18 protein-coding genes are annotated in these 18,705 nt (G+C 66.5%); 9 read left to right on the forward strand and 9 right to left on the reverse strand.

Features of this window, described 5'->3' with window-relative positions:
• Positions 1-27 precede the first annotated feature (27 nt).
• The gene (locus AC5O5R_RS16185; protein WP_172221390.1) at positions 28-1,815 is read right to left on the reverse strand and encodes an acyl-CoA dehydrogenase C-terminal domain-containing protein; all 1,788 of its coding nucleotides are present in this window, start codon (positions 1,813-1,815) and stop codon (positions 28-30) included.
• On the reverse strand, positions 1,812-3,050 hold the full coding sequence (locus AC5O5R_RS16190; RefSeq protein ID WP_172221393.1) for a 3-hydroxyacyl-CoA dehydrogenase: 1,239 nt from the start codon (positions 3,048-3,050) through the stop codon (positions 1,812-1,814). The genes AC5O5R_RS16185 and AC5O5R_RS16190 overlap by 4 nt, the downstream gene beginning before the upstream one ends.
• A gap of 100 nt (positions 3,051-3,150) precedes the next feature.
• On the opposite strand from AC5O5R_RS16190, the gene AC5O5R_RS16195 reads away from it, so the two are divergent.
• Together AC5O5R_RS16195 and AC5O5R_RS16200 are read left to right on the forward strand one after the other, a co-directional pair.
• Positions 3,151-4,050 carry a LysR family transcriptional regulator gene (locus AC5O5R_RS16195; RefSeq protein WP_172221396.1) on the forward strand — a complete coding sequence of 300 codons (900 nt, stop codon included), beginning with the start codon at positions 3,151-3,153 and terminating at the stop codon, positions 4,048-4,050.
• 101 nt (positions 4,051-4,151) lie between these two features.
• A complete protein-coding gene (locus AC5O5R_RS16200) occupies positions 4,152-6,110 on the forward strand; it encodes an alkyl/aryl-sulfatase (RefSeq protein WP_172221399.1) in 1,959 nt (652 codons plus the stop codon).
• Positions 6,111-6,128: 18 nt separating this feature from the next.
• Here the strand turns inward: AC5O5R_RS16200 and AC5O5R_RS16205 are convergent, their stop codons facing one another.
• Genes AC5O5R_RS16205 through AC5O5R_RS16215 form a run of 3 tightly spaced genes read right to left on the reverse strand, consistent with a single transcriptional unit; the run spans position 6,129 to position 8,157 of the window.
• Entirely contained in the window at positions 6,129-6,428 is a 300-nt protein-coding gene (locus AC5O5R_RS16205; protein ID WP_172221402.1) for a DUF202 domain-containing protein, read from the reverse strand.
• Complete coding sequence (locus AC5O5R_RS16210; protein ID WP_172221405.1) at positions 6,418-6,807, reverse strand: YidH family protein; 390 nt, start codon at positions 6,805-6,807, stop codon at positions 6,418-6,420. The genes AC5O5R_RS16205 and AC5O5R_RS16210 overlap by 11 nt, the downstream gene beginning before the upstream one ends.
• Positions 6,808-6,819: 12 nt before the next feature.
• Positions 6,820-8,157, reverse strand: coding sequence for a DUF1329 domain-containing protein (locus AC5O5R_RS16215; RefSeq protein ID WP_172221408.1), 1,338 nt, complete (start codon positions 8,155-8,157; stop codon positions 6,820-6,822).
• 150 nt (positions 8,158-8,307) lie between these two features.
• On the opposite strand from AC5O5R_RS16215, the gene AC5O5R_RS16220 reads away from it, so the two are divergent.
• A complete protein-coding gene (locus AC5O5R_RS16220) occupies positions 8,308-9,270 on the forward strand; it encodes a LysR family transcriptional regulator (RefSeq protein WP_172221411.1) in 963 nt (320 codons plus the stop codon).
• Here the strand turns inward: AC5O5R_RS16220 and AC5O5R_RS16225 are convergent.
• From AC5O5R_RS16225 to AC5O5R_RS16235, 3 genes are all read right to left on the reverse strand, one after another.
• The gene (locus AC5O5R_RS16225; protein WP_172221414.1) at positions 9,255-10,565 is read right to left on the reverse strand and encodes an MFS transporter; all 1,311 of its coding nucleotides are present in this window, start codon (positions 10,563-10,565) and stop codon (positions 9,255-9,257) included. The genes AC5O5R_RS16220 and AC5O5R_RS16225 overlap by 16 nt on opposite strands.
• Positions 10,566-10,629: 64 nt before the next feature.
• The gene (locus AC5O5R_RS16230) at positions 10,630-11,793 is read right to left on the reverse strand and encodes an acyl-CoA dehydrogenase family protein (protein WP_172221417.1); all 1,164 of its coding nucleotides are present in this window, start codon (positions 11,791-11,793) and stop codon (positions 10,630-10,632) included.
• A gap of 15 nt (positions 11,794-11,808) precedes the next feature.
• A complete protein-coding gene (locus tag AC5O5R_RS16235) occupies positions 11,809-13,356 on the reverse strand; it encodes an AMP-binding protein (protein ID WP_172221419.1) in 1,548 nt (515 codons plus the stop codon).
• A 264-nt stretch (positions 13,357-13,620) separates the two neighbouring features.
• Between AC5O5R_RS16235 and AC5O5R_RS16240 the strand changes: the two genes are divergently transcribed.
• From AC5O5R_RS16240 to AC5O5R_RS16265, 6 genes are read left to right on the forward strand one after another with little or no spacing between them, the layout of a single operon-like run.
• Positions 13,621-14,043 (forward strand): nuclear transport factor 2 family protein, encoded by a 423-nt coding sequence (locus tag AC5O5R_RS16240; protein ID WP_172221422.1) that lies wholly within the window; start codon positions 13,621-13,623, stop codon positions 14,041-14,043.
• Positions 14,040-14,792: an SDR family NAD(P)-dependent oxidoreductase gene (locus AC5O5R_RS16245; protein WP_172221425.1), complete on the forward strand. Its 753-nt coding sequence runs from the start codon at positions 14,040-14,042 to the stop codon at positions 14,790-14,792. The genes AC5O5R_RS16240 and AC5O5R_RS16245 overlap by 4 nt, the downstream gene beginning before the upstream one ends.
• Positions 14,793-14,798: 6 nt before the next feature.
• Positions 14,799-16,046 (forward strand): NAD(P)/FAD-dependent oxidoreductase, encoded by a 1,248-nt coding sequence (locus AC5O5R_RS16250; protein ID WP_172221428.1) that lies wholly within the window; start codon positions 14,799-14,801, stop codon positions 16,044-16,046.
• The gene (locus tag AC5O5R_RS16255; protein ID WP_172221431.1) at positions 16,043-16,852 is read left to right on the forward strand and encodes a DUF1365 domain-containing protein; all 810 of its coding nucleotides are present in this window, start codon (positions 16,043-16,045) and stop codon (positions 16,850-16,852) included. The genes AC5O5R_RS16250 and AC5O5R_RS16255 overlap by 4 nt, the downstream gene beginning before the upstream one ends.
• Entirely contained in the window at positions 16,827-18,086 is a 1,260-nt protein-coding gene (locus AC5O5R_RS16260; protein WP_172221434.1) for an SAM-dependent methyltransferase, read from the forward strand. Before AC5O5R_RS16255 ends, AC5O5R_RS16260 begins: the two co-directional genes overlap by 26 nt.
• The gene (locus AC5O5R_RS16265) at positions 18,086-18,577 is read left to right on the forward strand and encodes a DUF2878 domain-containing protein (RefSeq protein WP_372242418.1); all 492 of its coding nucleotides are present in this window, start codon (positions 18,086-18,088) and stop codon (positions 18,575-18,577) included. The genes AC5O5R_RS16260 and AC5O5R_RS16265 overlap by 1 nt, the downstream gene beginning before the upstream one ends.
• Here AC5O5R_RS16265 and AC5O5R_RS16270 read toward each other — a convergent pair.
• Entirely contained in the window at positions 18,515-18,697 is a 183-nt protein-coding gene (locus AC5O5R_RS16270; protein ID WP_172221440.1) for a DUF2256 domain-containing protein, read from the reverse strand. The two genes, AC5O5R_RS16265 and AC5O5R_RS16270, sit on opposite strands and share 63 nt — an antisense overlap.
• Positions 18,698-18,705 lie beyond the last annotated feature (8 nt).

Genomic DNA, 18,705 nt, shown 5'->3' on the forward strand with positions numbered 1-18,705 from the left:
TTCTTGTGGGTGAACAGCTGGGCCATGTCAAAAGGCGAAGTGCGCTTCATCCAGGCTCATCAGGCACTGCGCGCCGCCGCGCAAGGCCTCGCAATGGGCGCTCGCGCGCGGCAACACCCGCCGCCAGTAAAAAGCTGCAGCCTGCAATTTGGCCTGGTAGAAGGCGTTGTCCTGGCTGCCTGCGGCCAAGGCCGCGCTGGCGGTTTCGGCAGCCCGCAGCCACAATGCGGCCAGCAGCACGTAGCCCGAATAGGCGAGAAAATCCACCGATACCGCGCCGATTTCCTGCGGGTCGCAGCGGCAGGCGTCGAGCACCTCGGCGCTCAGGTTGCGCCATTCCTGCAGGCGCTGAGCAACCGCCTGGGCCATCCCGGCCAGCGCGTCTGCACGGCAGTTGCGTGCCGCTTCAAGCAACTCATCGATCAGCAGGCGCAGCTGCTCGCCACCGTCGCCAAGCAGCTTGCGGCGAATCAGGTCCAACGCCTGGATGCCGTTGGTGCCCTCGTATAGCTGGGTGATGCGGCTGTCGCGCATGAGTTGCTCCATGCCCCATTCGCGGATGTAGCCATGCCCGCCGTACAGCTGCACGCCCAGGCTGGCAGTCTCCTGGCCGACATCGGTGAGGAAGGCCTTGACGATGGGGATCAGCAACGCCGCCCGGCGCCCGGCGGCCGCCTGCACTTCAGGCTGCAAGGCGCCGTGCTCCAGGTCCAGCGTTTGGGCAACAAAGGCCGCCAGCATGCGGCAGCCTTCGCTGAGGGTTTTCTGGGTAAGCAGCATGCGCCGCACGTCAGGGTGGCAGATGATCGGGTCGGCACTGCGTTCGGGCGCCACCGGCCCTGCCAGGCTGCGCGACTGCAAGCGCTCGCGGGCATAGGCCAGGCCACCCTGGAAGGCCGCCTCGGCGATGCCCAACCCCTGCAGGCCGACCTGGAAGCGCGCATCGTTCATCATGGTGAACATGCACGCCAGGCCCTGATTGGCCTCCCCCACCAGCCAGCCACGAGCGCCATCGAAATTCATCACGCAGGTCGCCGCGCCCTTGATGCCCATCTTGTGCTCGAGCGCGCCGCATTCGACCGCATTGCGCGGGCCCAGCCCTCCGCCTTCGATGCATTCGAACTTGGGCACCAGGAACAGGCTGATGCCACGCACACCGGCCGGCGCATCCGCCAGGCGCGCCAGCACCAGGTGGACGATGTTGTCGGTAAGGTCCTGGTCGCCGCCGCTGATGAAGATCTTGCTGCCGCTGATGCGGTAGCTGCCATCGCCCTGCGGCTCGGCACGGGTACGCAGCAGCGCCAGGTCGGTACCGGCCTGCGGCTCGGTCAGGCACATGGTGCCGGCCCATTCGCCGCTGACCAGCTTGCCCAGGTAATCGCGCTTGAGCGCTGCGCTGCCATGCCGGTGCAAGGCCAGCACGGCGCCCTCGGTCAGGCCGGAATAGATCCGAAACGACAGCGACGCGCCCATCAGCATTTCGTGAAAGCAGGCCGAAACCATTTGCGGCAGGCCCTGGCCGTCATGTTCCAGCGGGCCGGTCATGCCACCCCAGCCCTGCTCCACATACTGCCGGTAAGCCTGGCGAAAGCCATCCGGTGTACGCACGTTGCCTTGCTCCAGGCGGCAGCCCTGTTCATCGCCCTGGCGGTTGAGCGGCGCAACCACCTCGCTGGCAAAGCGTGCACCCTGCTCAAGAATGCCATCGATGGTTTCGCGGTCCAGCTCATTGCCCAGCCGGGCACAGTGCGCCGTCACATCGAACAGTTCGTGCAGCACGAAGTGCATGTCACGCTGGGGGGCTCGGTAGTTCATGCGCGGCCCTCGTGGACGTCGGCCAGCTGTTTGCGCTCTGCCACCAGGCGCATCAGCAACCCGGCCGGGCGCCAGTGCTCGCCGAACAGGCCTTGCAAGCGTTCCAGGCGTGCCAGCAGCAAGCCCAGCCCCTGCTGGTCGGCCCAGCGCATCGGCCCGCCGACCTCGTGCGGGAAGCCATAGCCATGCAGGTACACCCGGTCGATGTCAGCGCTGCAGCTGGCCACCGTTTCCTCGAGAATTTTCGCGCCCTCGTTGACCAGCGCCAGCAGGCAGCGCTCGTGGATTTCCGCGTCGTCGACCGCGCGCCGGTGCACACCAAGGTCCTGAGCGACCTTGAGCACCAGCGCATCGACCTCGGGGTCGTGCACGGCTTCACGACTGCCGGGGGCATAACGGTAGTAACCCTGGCCGCTTTTCTGGCCGAAACGCCCCAGCGCGCACAGGGCATTGTCGACCTGTATCAACGGCGCATCCATGTCTTTACCGGCCAGCTGGCGCGCACGCCACTCCAGGTCGATGCCGACCACGTCGTACATGCGAAACGGGCCCATGGCCATGCCGAACGCCTGCAGCGCCTCATCCACCTGCCGCGGCGTGGCGCCTTCGAGCAGCAGCTTGCGCGCCTCGGCCACATAGCTGGCGAGCATGCGGTTGCCGATGAAGCCCGGGCAGTTGCCGGCCACCACCACTTCCTTGCCCATGCGCTGCCCAAGGACCTGGGCCGCCTCGAGCACCGCAGGCGAAGTGCGCTCCCCGCGCACCACTTCCAACAGCTTCATCACATGGGCCGGGCTGAAGAAATGCAGCCCGAGCACCTGTTCGGGCCGGCGGGTGACGGCCGCGATCGCGTCGATGTCCAGTGCCGAGGTGTTGCTGGCCAGGATGGCGTCGGCCTTGAGTGTGCTGTCCAGGGTACGGAAGATGGCCTGCTTGAGCGCCAGGTTCTCGTACACCGCTTCGATCACCAGGTCGGCTTCGGCGAGGTCGTCATAGGCCGTTACCTGGCGCACCCGCGCCAGGCAAGCGTCGGCCTCGGCCTGATCGATACGACCCTTGGCCACCTGCTGTGCCCAGGTTTGCGCGATCATCGCCAGGCCGGCTTCGGTGGCGCAGGGGTCGTTGTCCAGCCACAGCACCGCAAGGCCTGCACGGGCCAGGCTGATGACGATGCCGCGGCCCATAGTGCCGGCGCCGATCACCGCCGCCTGCTGAACGTTGTAGGGAGTACTCACGGGTGACGCTCCTGATTCGAGGTGTGAAGGCATTGCCCTCACCCTAGTCAGGCGCCTACTATTTTTGAAATTCTCATTTTCCATCCCATGTATTTTTCGCATGAATATAGCCAACTTCGACCTCAACCTGCTGCGCGTCCTGGACATGCTGCTGCGTGAACAGAACGTGTCGCGCGCGGCCGAGCGCCTGGCGCTGACCCAGCCGACGGTGAGCAATGCGCTGGCGCGCCTGCGCGACCTGCTGGGCGACCCGCTGCTGGTGCGCGTGGGCCGGCGCATGCGCCCCACCCCACGCGCCTTGGCCCTGGAAGGCCCGATTCGCGCGGCATTACTACAGATCGAACAGACCCTTGGCGCCGGCGACAGCTTCGACCCGCAGCTCAGCCACCGCCAGCTGCGTATCGCGCTCACCGACTTCGCCGAACAGCTGTGCATGCCAAGGTTGCTGGCCACCTTGCAAACCCAGGCCCCGCACTTGCGCGTGGATGTGCTGCACCTGACGCCCAACCTGCCCGCCGAAGCCCTCGATCGCGGCGAACTCGACGTGGTGCTGGGGCGCTTCGATGAGGTGCCCGCGCGCTACGAGCGGCGCCACTGGCGCAGCGAAACCCTGCAAGTGGCGGTGCGCCAGGGCCACCCCGATGTGGATGGCACCCTCGACCTTCAGGCGTTTCTCGCCCTGCGCCACCTGTGGGTGCACGGCGGCCAGACCCGTGGCATGGTCGACCAGTGGCTGGGGGAACAGGGCCTGGCCCGGCGCATCGTCTACACCACGCCCAATTACCTGCAGGCCGCGCACCTGGCCGCAAGCTCCGACCTGTGCGTGGTGCTGCCCACCGCCCTGGCTCGCCATTTCGCCCGGCTGCTGCCGCTGCAGGTATTGGACCTGCCGTTCGCCCTGGAGCCCTTCCAGCTGGAGCTGGTGTACCTCGCCCATCGCCAGCACGACCCGGCACTGGCCTGGCTGGTGGCGCGCATCATGGACATTGGTGCCGGCTGAGCCATCGCATTTGTGCATGGGTGGCCATGCAAGAGTGGTATTGGTTCGCCAGTGAGCTCTGTCCTTAGAGTGTTCGCCCTCAGAACAACAAGGACCACCCCATGCACCTACGCACACTGCCCTGCCTGCTGGCCCTCGCCCTGCCCTACGCGGCGCTGGCCGACGGGCCGGCCAAGGACGCCAGCGACCTCACCCGTCAGAGCAATCAGCAATGGTTGCAGCACCTGCCCTTCGAAGACCGCAGCGACTTCGACAATGCGCGCCGCGGGCTGCTCGAAGCCGTCGAGCAGCCCGTGGTCAATGCCAACGGCAAAACCGTCTGGGACCTGCAGCGCTATGCCTTCCTGAAAGGCGAGGCACCGGCCACGGTCAACCCGAGCCTGTGGCGCATTGCCCAGCTCAACACCTTTGCCGGGTTGTTCAAGGTCAGCGAAGGCATCTATCAGGTGCGCGGCCTGGACCTGGCCAACATGACCTTGATCGAAGGCGAGCACGGCCTGATCGTGATGGACCCGCTGCTGTCGGTGGAAACCGCCAGGGCCGGGTTGGCCATGTACTTTCGCCATCGCCCGCAGCGGCCGGTGGTGGCGGTGATCTATACCCACCCGCACGTCGATCATTTCGGGGGTGTGCGTGGGGTGATCGACGAGGCCGACGTCAAGGCCGGCAAGGTGCAGGTCATCGCCCCGCAGGGCTTCTTCGAACATGCCGTCAGCGAAAACGTGCTGGCCGGGCCGGCAATGAAGCGCCGGGCGCAGTACATGTACGGCGCACCACTGCCACGCGGGCCACGCGGCCAGGTGGATGCCGGCCTGGGCAAGGGTGTGCCGGCCAATGCCACGGTTAGCCTGATTGCCCCGACCCGGCTGATCGAACAGCCCTTCGAGACCCTGCGCATCGACGGTGTCGACATCGAGTTTCAGCTTACCCCTGGCACCGAAGCGCCTGCTGAAATGAACCTGTGGTTCCCCCAGTTCAAGGCCTTGTGCATGGCCGAGAACGCCTCCCACGTGCAGCACAACGTGCTGACCCTGCGCGGCGCCCAGGTGCGCGATGCCAAGGTGTGGGCGCACTACCTCGACCAGTCGCTGTTACGCTATGGCGAGCAGGCCGAAGTGGTGTTTGCCCAGCACCACTGGCCGACCTGGGGCGGGGCGGCGATCCGCGACTACCTGGCTGATCAGCGCGACATGTACGCCTTCATCGACAGCCAGACCCTGCGCCTGATCAACCGCGGCCTTGGCCCCACCGAGATCGCCGCCGAGCTGACCACCTTGCCGCCACGGCTGGCCAGCAAATGGTACAGCCGCGACTACTACGGCTCGCTCAGCCACAACGTGCGGGCGGTGTATCAGCGCTACATGGGCTTTTACGACGGCAACCCGGCAACCCTCAACCCGTTGCCGCCGAGCGAGGCCGGCACGCATTACGTCAAGGCCCTGGGCGGCGCCGAGCGGGTGCTGACCCTGGCCCGTGAGGCCTACGGCAGCGGTGATTACCGTTGGGTTGCCGAGCTCACCCGGCACCTGGTGTTCGCCCAGCCCGACAACAGCGCAGCGCGCGAGCTGCAGGCCGACGCCCTGGAGCAACTGGGCTACCAGAGCGAGAACGCCACCTGGCGCAACGCCTACCTGACCGGTGCGCAAGAGCTGCGCAACGGTGTGGCGCCGGCCGCCAGCAAAGGCGGCAGCGCGGACGACCTGGTACGCGCCCTGACCCCGACGCTGTTCTTCGATTACCTGGGCGTACGCGTGGATGCTGCCAAGGCCGCCGAACAGGACCTGACCATCAACTGGCACTTCACCGACCTGAACGAAGACTACGCCCTGACCCTGCGCAACGGCGTGCTCACCCACCGCGACCACACCCGCCACGGGCAGGCGGATGTCGAGGTGAAAATGAGCAAGGTTACCCTGGACCGCATCGCCCTGAAGCAGACCGGCTTTCTCAAGGAAGCGACCGTGGGTGATATCGACATCAGTGGCGAGCGCATGAAGTTCATGCGCTTCATGGCAGGGCTGGACGAGCCGGACGGGCGCTTCAATATCGTCACCCCCTGAATCACCCACAGCGCCGCCCTAAAGCGAGCGGCGCAACCACACGCTGAGCACCAGGCCCGCCACTCCCAGGGCACAAAGCAGCACGCTCCAGGCGGCCGCGTGGCCCTGCTCGCGGTGCAGCATGCCCAGCCCTCGGCGGTATACCCCGCGCTCACGAGCCCGGCCCAGCAGCGCTAGCAGCGCCGCCATACCGGCCACCATCCACATTTCGCCACGCCAGGCGATGCACGCTACCAGCAGCAGCGACACCTGCGTGCGCCGCCAGGCCAGCACCGTACGTTCGGCCTGCAGCCCAGTATCCCTGGTGCTATCCGCCATGCCAACGCGCCCATAGCACGCCGACCAGCGCCACGCAGGCAAGCCCGCACGCCACGCTCAGCAGCGGCACCAGGCGCGGCAGCGGCAGCGGCGCCTCGCGGCGCAATGCGCGCTCCACCGCCAACCAGCGCCAGCCGGCGCCCAGGCTCACCAGCAAACTGGTGGCCAGCAACGCCAGTTCCATCGCCACGCGCCCAGATGGCGGCCAGGCATGGGCAGCGAAGGTTTCGATGGCGATTGCGCCGCCGAGCAAGGCCAGGGCGGTGCGGATCCAGGCAAGAAAGGTGCGCTCATTGGCCAGGGTAAAACGCGGATCGGGCGCCTTGCCCTGCCCCAGCAACCAGCGCTCCCAAAGGGTATGACGGTGATCGGAATTCATGAGAGCCCTGTGTCAACGCAGCCCTTGGCTGCGCAATGCGCCGGGGGAGAAGTAGGAAGCACTGGTGCGCACGTCGAAGGCGTACGGCCTTGGCTGCTCGTTGGTCAGGCCAGACAGCTGGTAGCGGCCACTGCGCAGGTCGTAGATCGCCTCCATAGCGTTGACCAGCGCCTGCCCGGTCACGTGGTAATAGCTGTGGGCCTGGGCGGTACGCCACACCTGGCCCTTGTGGTCAAAGAAGTCCGCCTCAAGGATGGCCCAGCTGTCCTCGTCCAGGTAATAGCGGCGGCTGGCGTACAGATGCTTCGCCCCAGGCTTGAGGGTACCCACCACTTCCCACACCCGGTGCAGCTCGTAGCGGGTGGTTTGCGGGTTGACGTGCCCCGGCCCGATCAGCGCGGCATAACCGAGCAGGGGCGAAGCCAGGCGATAGCTGTTGTACGGCACATGCAGGGCCTTCTTGCCCACCAAGGTCCACTGGTAGAGGTCCGGGGCGCCGTTGAACATGTCGCGGCTGTCGGCGGTGCGCAGGCCGGCCGTGCCCGGGGTGATGCTGTCATAGGCCAGCGCCGGGGCGCGCCGCACCCGCCGCTGGCTGCTGCTGTACAGCCACGAGAGACGCGGCTGGGCCACCTGATCGAGGGTTTCGTGCAGCACCACAGCATCGCCCGCCAGGCGCGACGGCGCGGTCATGCGGTAACTCAGGTAATACAGCACGTTGCCCGCTTGGCCGCCTTCCAGAACGTCGGGGCGGGCGAAGTTCTGTTGCAGGCTCATCGTCGCGAAGCGGCCATCGCCACGCGGGGTGATGCTGTCCGAAGCCAGGCGGTAACTGCCGTTGCGCGGTCGGGTGAGGTGGTTCCACAGCACCTGCAGGCCATTCTCGGGCTTGGGGAATGCCACTACACCGGCAAAGCCCTCCACGCCGTTGCCGTCGTTGACCAGCCGGGCGTTGGCCGCATTGTGCCGGGCCCACTCGCCCACGGGTGGCGGCACCGCGACACTGCGATGGGAGGGATACACCGGCAGGCGAAACGACTGGGGGTAACGCTGCATCAAGGCCACCTGCCCCGCCGTCAGCTGCTCCCGGTACTGGGTGTAGTTGCTGGCGGTGATCACATACAGCGGCTGCTCATCGGCGTACGGGTCCAGCGGGGTGCCGTTGACCGCCAGCGACACTTGCCGCGCCTGCAGGCCGCCGTTCCAGGCCGGTATGCGTCCGTCGCTGCCGGGCCCGCGTTCGGCCCCCACCGGCGTCAAGTCTGCGGACAGTGGCATGGCCTCCGCGTACAGGCTCAGCAGGCTGGCGTTGACAAACAGGAAGATGCGCAGCAGGGCAAATGGTTTCATCGGGCTTGGCCTCTTGTTGTTGTGGTGTCCGGGCCGGGCTTGCCTTGGCACGCCCTTTCGGGGTGATACTAGGAGCCGCGCTTCGAACCCCACAAATAACGTGTTCGGATACGTGCCATATCAGTTCGGCATACCCTTGGAACCGCTCCGATGACCCTGAAACAGCTCCGCTACCTGATCGCCATCGTCGAAGCCGGCAGCTTCTCTTCCGCTTCACGTCGCGCCTACATTGCCCAGCCGGCGTTGAGCCGGCAGATCAGCTTGCTGGAAAGTGAACTGGAGATGCAGCTGCTCGACCGCCAGCACGATGGCATTGCCCTGACCGATGCCGGGCGCCAGCTCTATGAAGTGGCCCGGCAGGTGGTGCAGAAACTCGACTCGGTGAAAGATGAGCTGAAATCCAGCCGCGGCGACCCCAAGGGCCACGTGGCCATTTCCATCCCGGCCACGGCCGCCGACCTGCTGCTGCCAGAAATCGTCATGCGCGCCGAACAGCGCTTCCCCGGCGTGACGCTGACCGTATGGGACGGCCTCAGCCGTGAAGGCGGCCAGGCCATCGAGCTGGGCAAGGTGGACTTCGGTGTGGTGCCCAATGCCGAGGAACTCGACCATGTGGAGGCCGAGCCGATCTTCACCGAAGCGCTGTACTGGGTCGGCGCATCAGCCCCTGGCACCCCCGACACCATCACCCTCGCCGAAGCCGCCGCCACCCGGCTGGTGCTGCCGCCCAGGACACTGCACCTGCGCCGACGCATCGAGCAAGCCGCCATGGAAGCCGCCGTACCCCTGGCCGCAGCCTACGAGCAGCAATCGGCGCCCGGCATCGCCAGCCTGGTGCGCGCCGGCCTGGCGGCGACCATCAGCAACTGGCCGCCGCTGAGCGTACTGCTCGAACCCACGGCGGCGCGGCGCATCGTCGAACCGCGCATCAGCCGCACCATCGCCTTGGCGCACTCCCAGCACAAACCCCTGTCGTTCGCTGCCGGTTGCCTGCGCGACCTGGTGCGCAGCGTGCTGATCGACCTGGTCAGCAGCGGCCGCTGGCGGGGCGAACTGATCGGCAAGGATGCCGAGCCGCTGGAGTCGGGGCTCGGCGCTCAGCTGGCGGTCTGAGCGCGCGCCTGCCCGCCAGTTGCAGCCGACAGGCGCAGGCGCTGCTGGGTACGCTGCGGGTTCAAGGTGGCCAGGCCCACCAGCCCGGCCACCACCAGCACCGCGCCGCACACCAGGAAGCCCTGGGCATACCCCGCCGGGTGTTCGCTACCCGCACCTTGTACCAGCAAACCGGTCACCACCGGCGCTGCCAACCCGGCCAGCGAGGCGATGCCGTTGCCCATGGCGAGGATGCCGCCGCGCTGGGCCGCCGGTGTGAACTCGGCGAGCATCGCCGGGCCCACGGAATACATCACCAGCGCCAGGCCACCACTCAATGTCAGCGCGGCGACCCTTGCGGCCGTGCTCAAGCCAGGCAGCATCAGCGAAGCCGACAACAGCCCGCCCAGTATCAGGCACACCGAAACGAACACGCCGCGAGCCACCCGTGACGGCACGCCGCGACGCATCAGGCGCTGGGAGAACCAGGCCAGCAGCAGGCTCAGCGGCGTGGTCACGACCACGAACATGATGAATATGCGCCCGGTCTGCAGCGGGTCGATACCCAGGCCCACCTGCAGGTAACTGGGCACCCAGGTCAGGGTGAGGGCCAGCGACCAGTTGGCGGCGAAGTGGCACAGGTAGTTGCCCATCACGCTGGGGTCACCCAGCAGCCTGCGATAGGGGATAGCCGGTTCGTCGGCCTTGAGCTGGCTGGCACGCAGGCGCTCGAGGGTGCCCTCCTGGCCCAGCCGCCACCACAGCAGGCACCAGACCAGACCGATCAGCGCAAGGATGATGAAATTGGTGCGCCAGCCGTAATGCAGGCTGACCCAGGGGATCATCGCCCCCGCCACCAGAAGGCCCATGGCACTGCCGGCATGCAGCAGGGCCACCGGCAGGTTGCGCCGGTCGTTGGGGAACCACTTGTACAGTGCATGGGTGGCGACCGGCGATGCCGGCCCCTCCCCGATGCCCAGCAGCACCCGGCAGGCGACAATGGCCCACAGTGAGGTGGCGAACAACATCGGCAGCTGGATCAGCGCCCAGAACAGGCCCATGCCCAGCAGCAAGGTGCGGGTGGGGCGCCGGTTGGCCATGAAGCCACCGACCACGGCGGAGATCGCGAAAAACCAATGCAAGGCGCCGCCGATCAAGCCGAACTCGGTGGCCGTCAGGCCCAGTTCGGCGCTCATCGGCACCGCCACCAGGCCGATCACCACCTTGTCGAGAAAGTTGACCAGCATCAGCAGGGCCAGCAACGCGGCCACCAGCCAGGCGGTACGGGGGTTGGGCAGGGAAGAATCCGCAGTCATGGCGAGTACTCTTGTTATTGTTGTGAGGTGTTGCAAAAAGGCCGCCGCAAGGGCGGCCCGTCGTTCAGGCAGGCATCAGCACGCCTTTGGCGATGGTGTTGCGCTGAATCTCACTGGTGCCGGTCAGGATACGCATCATCCGCGTGGCGCGGAAAATCCACTCCACCGGGTGGCCCTGCATCAGCCCGGCGCCGCCGTGCACCTGCACCGCCTTGTCGGCGATGCGGAAGGCTGCCTCGGAGACGAACAGCTTGCACATCGGCGCCTGGGTGCGGATATCGCCCCCGGCGTCGTTCACCTGGGCCGTGGCGTAGACCATGCTGCGCGCAGCGTGCAGCTCGGTGGCCATGTCGGCGATCATGTGGTTGACCGCCTGGAACATGGCGATTGGCTGGCCGAACTGCTTGCGGCTGCGTGCATGCTCGATAGACAGCTCCAGGGCCAGGCCGGCCATCCCTAGCAGGGTGGGGCAATGCAGCAAGCGGTTGAGGGTAATGCGTCCCATGGCCAGTTTGAACCCCTGCCCCTCCTCCCCGATCAGGTTGGCCGCCGGCACGCGCACCTGATCGAGCACGATGTCGCCATGGGCACCGCCACCGGACATCACCGAGTAATCGCTGTCAATTCGCACACCCAGGGCATTGAGGTCGACGAAGAAGGCCGAAATACCCTGTGCGCCCTTGCCCGGCCCGGTCACCGCCAGCAGCACTGCCAGGTCGGCGTAGGTGGCACCAGAGATGTAACGCTTGGTGCCGCTGAGCACATAGTGGTCGCCGTCGCGGCGGGCCTGGGTAGTAATGGCGGTGGCATCGGAGCCGGCCTCGGCTTCGGTCAGGGCAAAGCACACGGCCTTTTCAGCGCGGCACACCGGCTTGAGGAAGGTCTCGACCTGGTAGGGGCTGGCCACCTTGAACAGGTGGCCGACCCGCGGCGGCCCCGACAGCTCGCCCAACACGTGTGCGGCGAGCATGGAGCCTGTCAGCACCGTGGCCTCCTTGACCGCGCACAGGTCGGCCACGTTCAGGCCGGCCCCACCCATGCTTTCGGGCAGCATGATGGTGTACAGGCCCTGCTCGCTGGAAAGTTTCCACACTTGCCGCAGCACCGGCTGGGGGTGCGGGCGCGCCCAGTCCAGCTGTGCCTGCTGCTCTAGCGGGCGTACCTGATCGCGGACGAAACCCTCGATCGCTTCGATGATCTGCGCAGCCTTTGCACTGGGTTGATACATGGTGATGCTCCCTGGTCAGATACGACGTTCGCTGTGTTGCCAGTAGGTGTCCCGGACCAGGCGGCGCACCACCTTGCCATTGGGGTTTTTCGGCAGTTCGCTGACAAAGTCGACGCCGCGCGGCTTCTTGAAACCGGCCAGCGCACGGCCGCAGCGCTCGATCAGCTCGGCGGCCTCCAGTTGCGCCCCGGGCTTGAGCACGACCACCGCGCGCACCGCTTCGCCCCACTGCGCGTCGGGCACGCCGACCACCGCCACCTCGAACACTTCGGGGAAGCCGTAGATCACCTGCTCCACTTCGCTGGGGTACACGTTGAAACCGCCGGAGATGATCATTTCCTTCTTGCGATCGACGATGAACACATACCCCTGGGCATCCACCGTCGCCAGGTCGCCGGTAAGGTAATAACCGTCGCGCATCACTTCGGCGGTGAGCGCCGGGGCGCGCCAGTAGCCCTGCATCACGTCCGGGCCCTTGACCACGATCTCGCCGACTTCACCCGGAGCCACATCCTCGAACGCCTCGTTGACCACCCGCAGGTCGGTCTCGAAGTAGCACCGCCCGCAGGAGGCCAGGCGTTGATAATCGCCGTCTTCCACCAAGTGGTCCTGCTCGGTCAGGACGGTGACCAGCGAACAGGTTTCACCGGCGCCGTAACCTTGCGCGAGAATCGGCCCGAACAGTTCGATGGCCTTTTTCACCAGGGCCGGTGCCATCGGCGCGGCGCCGTACATGACCAGCTTCAGGCTCGACAGGTCGAAGCGTTCGACGCCGGGGTAATTGACCAGGCGGTTGATCATCGCCGGCACCAGGAACAGCCGCGTCACCCGTTCGCGCTGAATGGTCTCCAGCAACAGGCGGTCGTCATAGCGGTCGAGCAGCAGGTTGCAGGCGCCCACCGCCAGCAGCGGCATGATCTGCATACCGCTGGCATGGGTGATGGGCCCCACGTGGGCCATGACGTCGCCCGGCCCGGAGCGCCGTGTAGGGCTGGCAATGCTCTTGCGCACCAGCGCCTTGCGGTTGCCGAACGACAGCATCGCAGCCTTGAGCACCCCAGAGCTGCCGGAGGTGTAATGCAGCACGGCCAGCGCATCGTCGGCCGGGTCCAGGCCCAGCGGTGCCTCACTGCCGCGCTCAAGCAACGCGGCATAACCCAGGTCACCCCCCTCGCCTTCCAGCACGATCAGCTGGCGCAGCAGCGGCAACTCTCTACGCCGCGCTGCCAGCGCCTGGGCAAAATTGGCATCGGTGATCAGTGCAACGCTGCAGGAGTCTTCCAGCACCCGCACCACTTCATCCACTGACAGCCGCGCATTGATCGGCACCTTGACCATTGCCGCCTTGTACAGCGCCACTTCCGCTTCGACCAGCTCCACGCGGTTGGCGGCGAGAATGGCCACATGCTCGCCGACACCCACGCCCAGCGTACCCAGCGCTGAGGCCAAGCGGTTGCTACGGCGCTCCAGCTGGGCGTATGTGACGCGTGTCTGGCTGTCCGCCACGGCGATGTGGTCCGGCCAGTAGCGGGCACTTCGGGTAATCATCGTTCCAAGGTTCACGTTGTTGTTCTCGTCGACAGGAAGACATCGACGATGCTAATCAGCTGTGCGCGTGCAGATGAAATACAAGATTCAGATGTGGGCCATAACTTTATTGGCTGGCGTAAGGCCCAGACATGCAGGGGCTGGCGATCGGTTGGGGTATGGAAGTCATCATGAAACAAAATAACTGTACAAGATTTTTGACTTGTACAGGTTTCAGCTTAGGCTTCAGGTATACCTGTACAACCACTCCAGGCTGTACAGGCGTGCCAGGAGCCGCCCATGTCAGCCTTTCTGCCGCAGTTCGCCGAGCGCTTTGCCCGCCTTGACGGGAAAAGTCTGGATGGTTTGCAAGCCCTGTACAGCGAAGATGTGTGCTTTCGCGACCCCTTGCACCAGATCGAAGGGCTTCAGGCGCTAAGGGCATACTTTGCCCAGCTTTACGCCAACGCACAGGATATCCACTACACCTTCCTCGATGCGGACGAAGTGGCGCCCGGGCGAGGCTACCTGCGCTGGGTCCTGCAGTTCCGCCACCCGCGCCTTGCCGGGGGCCGCACCGTCAGCCTGCAAGGCTGCAGCTACCTGCAATGGCGTGAGCGTGTATTCCTGCATCAGGACTATTTCGACGCCGGCGCCCTGCTCTACGAGCACATACCGGTGATGGGCAGCGCCATCCGCTGGCTCAAGGGTCGCCTGGCATGAGCCGCTGCTGGCTGACCGGCGCGAGCAGTGGCATCGGCGCTGCTTTGGCGCAATGCCTACTCGAACAGGGTCACCAACTGGCACTGGGCGGGCGCGACGCCGAACGCCTGGCGCCGTTGACCGAGCGCTTCCCCGAGCAGACGCTGCTGGCTGTCGGCGACCTTGACGACCCGGACCAGGTGGCCGCTATCGCGGCGCACATCGGGCAGGCATGGGGCGCACTGGATATGGTCGTGCTCAACGCTGGCACGTGCGAGTACCTGGAACCGGGCCACTTCGACCCGGCCTTGGTCGAACGGGTAATGCGCACCAACGTCCTCGCCCTCAGCCATTGCCTCGCGGCCGCCTTGCCCTTGCTGCGCGCTGGTCGGCAACCACAGCTGGTGGTGATGGGCAGCTCGGTCAGCTGGCTGGCCTTGCCTCGCGCCGGCGCTTATGGCGCGTCCAAGGCTGCCGTGCGCTATCTGGTGGAATCCCTGCGGATCGACCTGGCCCACGAAGGCATCGCCACCACGTTGGTCAGCCCCGGCTTCGTCGACACGCCCCTGACCCGCCGCAACGACTTCCCCATGCCGCAACTGTGGACGGCGCCGCGCGCCGCCAGGTACATCGCACGGCGCCTGCCCCGGCGCCCCCTGGAAATCAACTTTCCCGGCCTTTTCACTTTTGCCTTGCGCCTGCTTGGGGCTTTGCCGGCGCGCCTGCGCCTGGCCCTGGGGCAGCGCCTGGCCCGCCACGAACAGGACTGACTGACCATGCGTATCGCCATCATCGGCAGCGGCATCGCCGGCCTGACCTGCGCCTACCTGCTGTCGCGCAAGCACGCGGTGACGGTGTTCGAAGCCGAGCAGCGGGTTGGCGGCCACACCCACACGGTGGATGTGTCGTGGGGTGGGCAGCAGTATGCCGTCGACACCGGTTTCATCGTTTTCAACGACTGGACCTACCCCAACTTCATCCGCCTGCTGGGCCAACTCGGGGTGGCTTCGCGGCCCACAGAGATGAGTTTTTCGGTGCATGAGCCGCGCAGCGGCCTGGAATACAACGGCCACAGCCTGAATACCTTGTTCGCCCAACGCAGCAACCTGATGTCGCCGGGGTTCTGGGGCATGCTGCGCGACATCCTGCGCTTCAACCGGCAGGCGCCGGCAGACCTTGACGCCCGCCGCATCGACCCTGGCACCACGCTCGGCGCCTATCTCGAAACCCATGGCTACCGGCAACGCTTCATCGAACATTACATCGTGCCGATGGGCTCGGCGATCTGGTCGATGTCCTGCGCCGACATGCTCGCCTTCCCGCTGCGTTTCTTCGTCACGTTCTGCCGCAACCATGGTTTGCTGTCGGTGGATGAGCGCCCGCAGTGGCGGGTTATCGAGGGCGGTTCGCGCAGTTATGTCGGGCCGCTTTGCCAGCCGTTCGCCAGCAGCATTCGCCTTGGCTGCAAGGTACAGCGGGTTAGCCGCGACGAAGCGGGGGTGGCACTGTTCAGCGCCGCTGGCAGCGAACGTTTCGACAAGGTCGTGTTCGCCTGCCACAGCGACCAGGCCCTGAGCCTGCTCGAGGCCCCCAGCGCCGAGGAGCAAGCAGTACTGGGCGCGATCCGCTATGCCGAGAACGACGTCGTGCTGCATACAGACACGCGTCTGCTGCCGCGCCGCCGACAGGCCTGGGCCAGTTGGAACTACCGCCTTGGCGGCAACGCCCAGGCCCCGGCTGCCGTCACCTACAACATGAACATCCTGCAGGGCCTGCAGGCCCCGGCGACCTTCTGCGTCAGCCTGAACCAGACCGCGCTGGTAGACCCGGCACAGATTCTCGCCCGTTTTCGCTACGCCCACCCGCAGTACAGCGTGGCCGCCGCCGAGGCGCAATCGCGGCAGCCCCGCCTGCAGGGGCAGGCGCACAGTTATTTCTGTGGCGCCTACTGGGGCAACGGCTTTCACGAAGACGGCGTGGTCAGCGCCCTGCAGGTGGCCAGCCACTTCGGGGAGCAGCTGTGAACAGCGCCCTGTGCCTGGGCTGGGTCAGCCATCGGCGCCTGACGCCGCGGCCCCACACGTTTCGCTACCGGGTGGGCATGTTCGAGCTGGACCTGGACGAGCAAAGTCATTGGCTGGGCCTGTCACCCTGGCTGCGGCGCTGGCGCCTGGCGCCGCTGAGCTGGCGCGAGACCGACTACCTGCCGAGCCTGACCGGCCAAGGCATGCCACTGGCCCAGGCCGCACGCGTGCTGGTCGGCAGGGCCACTGGCCATATCCCCAGCGGGCCGGTGCGCCTGCTGTCGCAGCTGCGTTGCTGGGGCCTGTCGTTCAACCCGGTGAGCTTCTACTTCTGCCATGACGCCGATGGGCAGTTGGCGGCGATCCTGCTGGAGGTGCGCAACACACCGTGGCGCGAACGCTTTCACTATGTGCTGCCGGTGCACGGCGACCTGACGAGTTCGTTCCACATGGCCAAGGCCTTTCACGTCTCGCCGTTCATGCCGGTGGCGATGGACTATCGCCTGCGATTCCACCTCGATCCGGCACACCTGCGCATCCACATGCAGAACTGGCAGGCCGGCCACAAGGTCTTCGAAGCCGACCTGGCCCTGCGCCGTGCACCGCTCGATCGGCGCGCCGTACAGGGTTACGTCCTGGCCTTCCCGTGGATGAGCCTGCGCACGGTCTCGGCCATCTACTGGCAGGCCCTGCGCCTGCTGCTCAAACGTACCCCCATCCATGAACATGCCAAGCACACGGGCGACCTGGCGCTTGGCCAACCCTGCGAGGAACCTGACCATGTCCGACCCGACCCTGAGCGTTAGCAAGTCCGCAGGCCTGGGGCCCTGGCTCGGCGGGCTCGCGCGCGGCGCCGTGCTGGCCCTGTTGGGCAAGCTGCGCCATGGCCACTTGCGCCTGCTCAGCCACGGCCAGCAATGGAGCTTCGGTGATGCCGACAGCCCCTTGCAGGCCGAGCTGGAGGTGCTCGATGACGCCGCCTGGGGGCTGATTGCCGGCAACGGCTCGATCGGCGCTGGCGAGGCCTACATTCATGGTTACTGGCGCAGCCCGGACCTGGCGCTGGTGACGCGCCTGTTCGTCGCCAACCTGGAGGTCCTCGATGCCCTTGAAGGCGGCTTGGCGCGCCTTGGGCGCCCGGCCCTGCGCCTGCTGCACCGGCTCAACCGCAACAGCCGGCGCGGCGCGCGGCGCAATATCCTGGCCCACTACGACCTGGGCAATGCCCTGTTCGAGCAGCTGCTCGATCGCACCATGATGTATTCCGCCGCGCAGTTCGAGCACCCTGCACAATCCCTGGAGCAGGCGCAGCTGAACAAGCTGCAGCGCGTCTGCGAAAAGCTCGAGCTTGGTCCGGACGACCACCTGCTGGAAATCGGCTGTGGCTGGGGCAGCCTGGCCATCCACGCAGCCACCCAGCACGGTTGCCGGGTCACGACTACCACGCTGTCCGAGGCGCAATACACCTATACCCGGCGGCGGGTGCAGGACTTGGGGCTGGAACGGCGCGTGACAGTGCTGCGCGACGACTATCGCGACCTGCGCGGCAGCTACGACAAGCTGGTGTCCATCGAGATGATCGAGGCCGTGGGCCACCGCTACCTGCCCGCCTACTTCCGCCAATGCGCCGCCTTGCTCAAGCCCGACGGGCTGATGCTGCTGCAGGCGATCACCATTCGTGACCAGCGCTACGCTCAGGCCCGCCGCTCGGTGGACTTCATCCAGCGGTATATCTTCCCTGGCGGCGCGCTGCCTTCGCTGAGCGTGATGCTCGATACCGCCAGCCGGCAGACGTCGCTGAACCTGGTGCACCTCGAGGACTTCGGCGTGGACTACGCGCGCACACTGGGGCACTGGCGCGATAACCTGCGCCAGGCCCGCCCAGCCCTGGCTGACCTGGGTTATGACGATGCGTTCCAGCGGCTATGGGAGTTCTACCTGTGTTACTGCCAGGGCGGCTTCGAGGAGCGTGCCATTGGTGTGGCCCAGTTGCTGTGGGCTGCCCCCCAGGCCCGTCGCGCGCCGTTGCCGGCAGCGTGATCAGCCGGGGCCGCTGGCAGCTGGTCAACGCCTTGTGGTTGCAGGCCGGCTGGTGGTTGTGCGTGCTCGGGGCACAGCACCCATTGCTGTTGTGGCTGGTGCCGCTCGGCATCTTCGTGCACCTGCGCCTGTGCCCCGCCCCTTGGGCCGAGGCCAAGGCGTTGTGCCGGGCCACACTGGCCGGCTGCATGCTGGACAGCCTGCTGGGTGCGTTCGGGGTGTTCACCTACACAGCCTGGCCACTGCCGCTGTGGCTGGCACTGCTGTGGCTGGTGCTGGCCAGCGGCCTGCGTCACAGCCTGGCCTGGGCTGGCCGTCGGTTCTGGTCAGGGGCATTACTGGGCGGGATTGGCGGCCCACTGGCCTACCTGGCCGGCGCGCGGCTGGCCGATGTCGCCCTCCCCCTAGGGCCGCTGGTCACCGCCCTGCTACTGGCCCCGGTCTGGGCCCTCGCCTTCCCGTTGCTGCTGCGACTTGCCGCGCGGCCGTGAGCGGCGGCAGCGTTCGGAGCAGTAACGCACCTGCTCCCAACACCGCGCCCAGCGTTTTCGCCACGTGAACGGGCGGCCACAGCCCACGCACAACTTGCTCGGCAACAGCTGTTTTTTCACGGTGCGAG

It is taken from the genome of Pseudomonas sp. 8_5_2 (genome assembly GCF_059295255.1).

Excerpts from the sequence above, each read along its gene's own strand:
- AC5O5R_RS16185 (WP_172221390.1), bottom strand. The coding sequence starts at position 1,815 with ATGAACTACCGAGCCCCCCAGCGTGACATGCACTTCGTGCTGCACGAA.
- AC5O5R_RS16195 (WP_172221396.1), top strand. The coding sequence starts at position 3,151 with ATGAATATAGCCAACTTCGACCTCAACCTGCTGCGCGTCCTGGACATG.
- AC5O5R_RS16200 (WP_172221399.1), top strand. The coding sequence starts at position 4,152 with ATGCACCTACGCACACTGCCCTGCCTGCTGGCCCTCGCCCTGCCCTAC.
- AC5O5R_RS16205 (WP_172221402.1), bottom strand. The coding sequence starts at position 6,428 with ATGGCGGATAGCACCAGGGATACTGGGCTGCAGGCCGAACGTACGGTG.
- AC5O5R_RS16210 (WP_172221405.1), bottom strand. The coding sequence starts at position 6,807 with ATGAATTCCGATCACCGTCATACCCTTTGGGAGCGCTGGTTGCTGGGG.
- AC5O5R_RS16215 (WP_172221408.1), bottom strand. The coding sequence starts at position 8,157 with ATGAAACCATTTGCCCTGCTGCGCATCTTCCTGTTTGTCAACGCCAGC.
- AC5O5R_RS16220 (WP_172221411.1), top strand. The coding sequence starts at position 8,308 with ATGACCCTGAAACAGCTCCGCTACCTGATCGCCATCGTCGAAGCCGGC.
- AC5O5R_RS16225 (WP_172221414.1), bottom strand. The coding sequence starts at position 10,565 with ATGACTGCGGATTCTTCCCTGCCCAACCCCCGTACCGCCTGGCTGGTG.
- AC5O5R_RS16230 (WP_172221417.1), bottom strand. The coding sequence starts at position 11,793 with ATGTATCAACCCAGTGCAAAGGCTGCGCAGATCATCGAAGCGATCGAG.
- AC5O5R_RS16240 (WP_172221422.1), top strand. The coding sequence starts at position 13,621 with ATGTCAGCCTTTCTGCCGCAGTTCGCCGAGCGCTTTGCCCGCCTTGAC.
- AC5O5R_RS16245 (WP_172221425.1), top strand. The coding sequence starts at position 14,040 with ATGAGCCGCTGCTGGCTGACCGGCGCGAGCAGTGGCATCGGCGCTGCT.
- AC5O5R_RS16250 (WP_172221428.1), top strand. The coding sequence starts at position 14,799 with ATGCGTATCGCCATCATCGGCAGCGGCATCGCCGGCCTGACCTGCGCC.
- AC5O5R_RS16260 (WP_172221434.1), top strand. The coding sequence starts at position 16,827 with ATGTCCGACCCGACCCTGAGCGTTAGCAAGTCCGCAGGCCTGGGGCCC.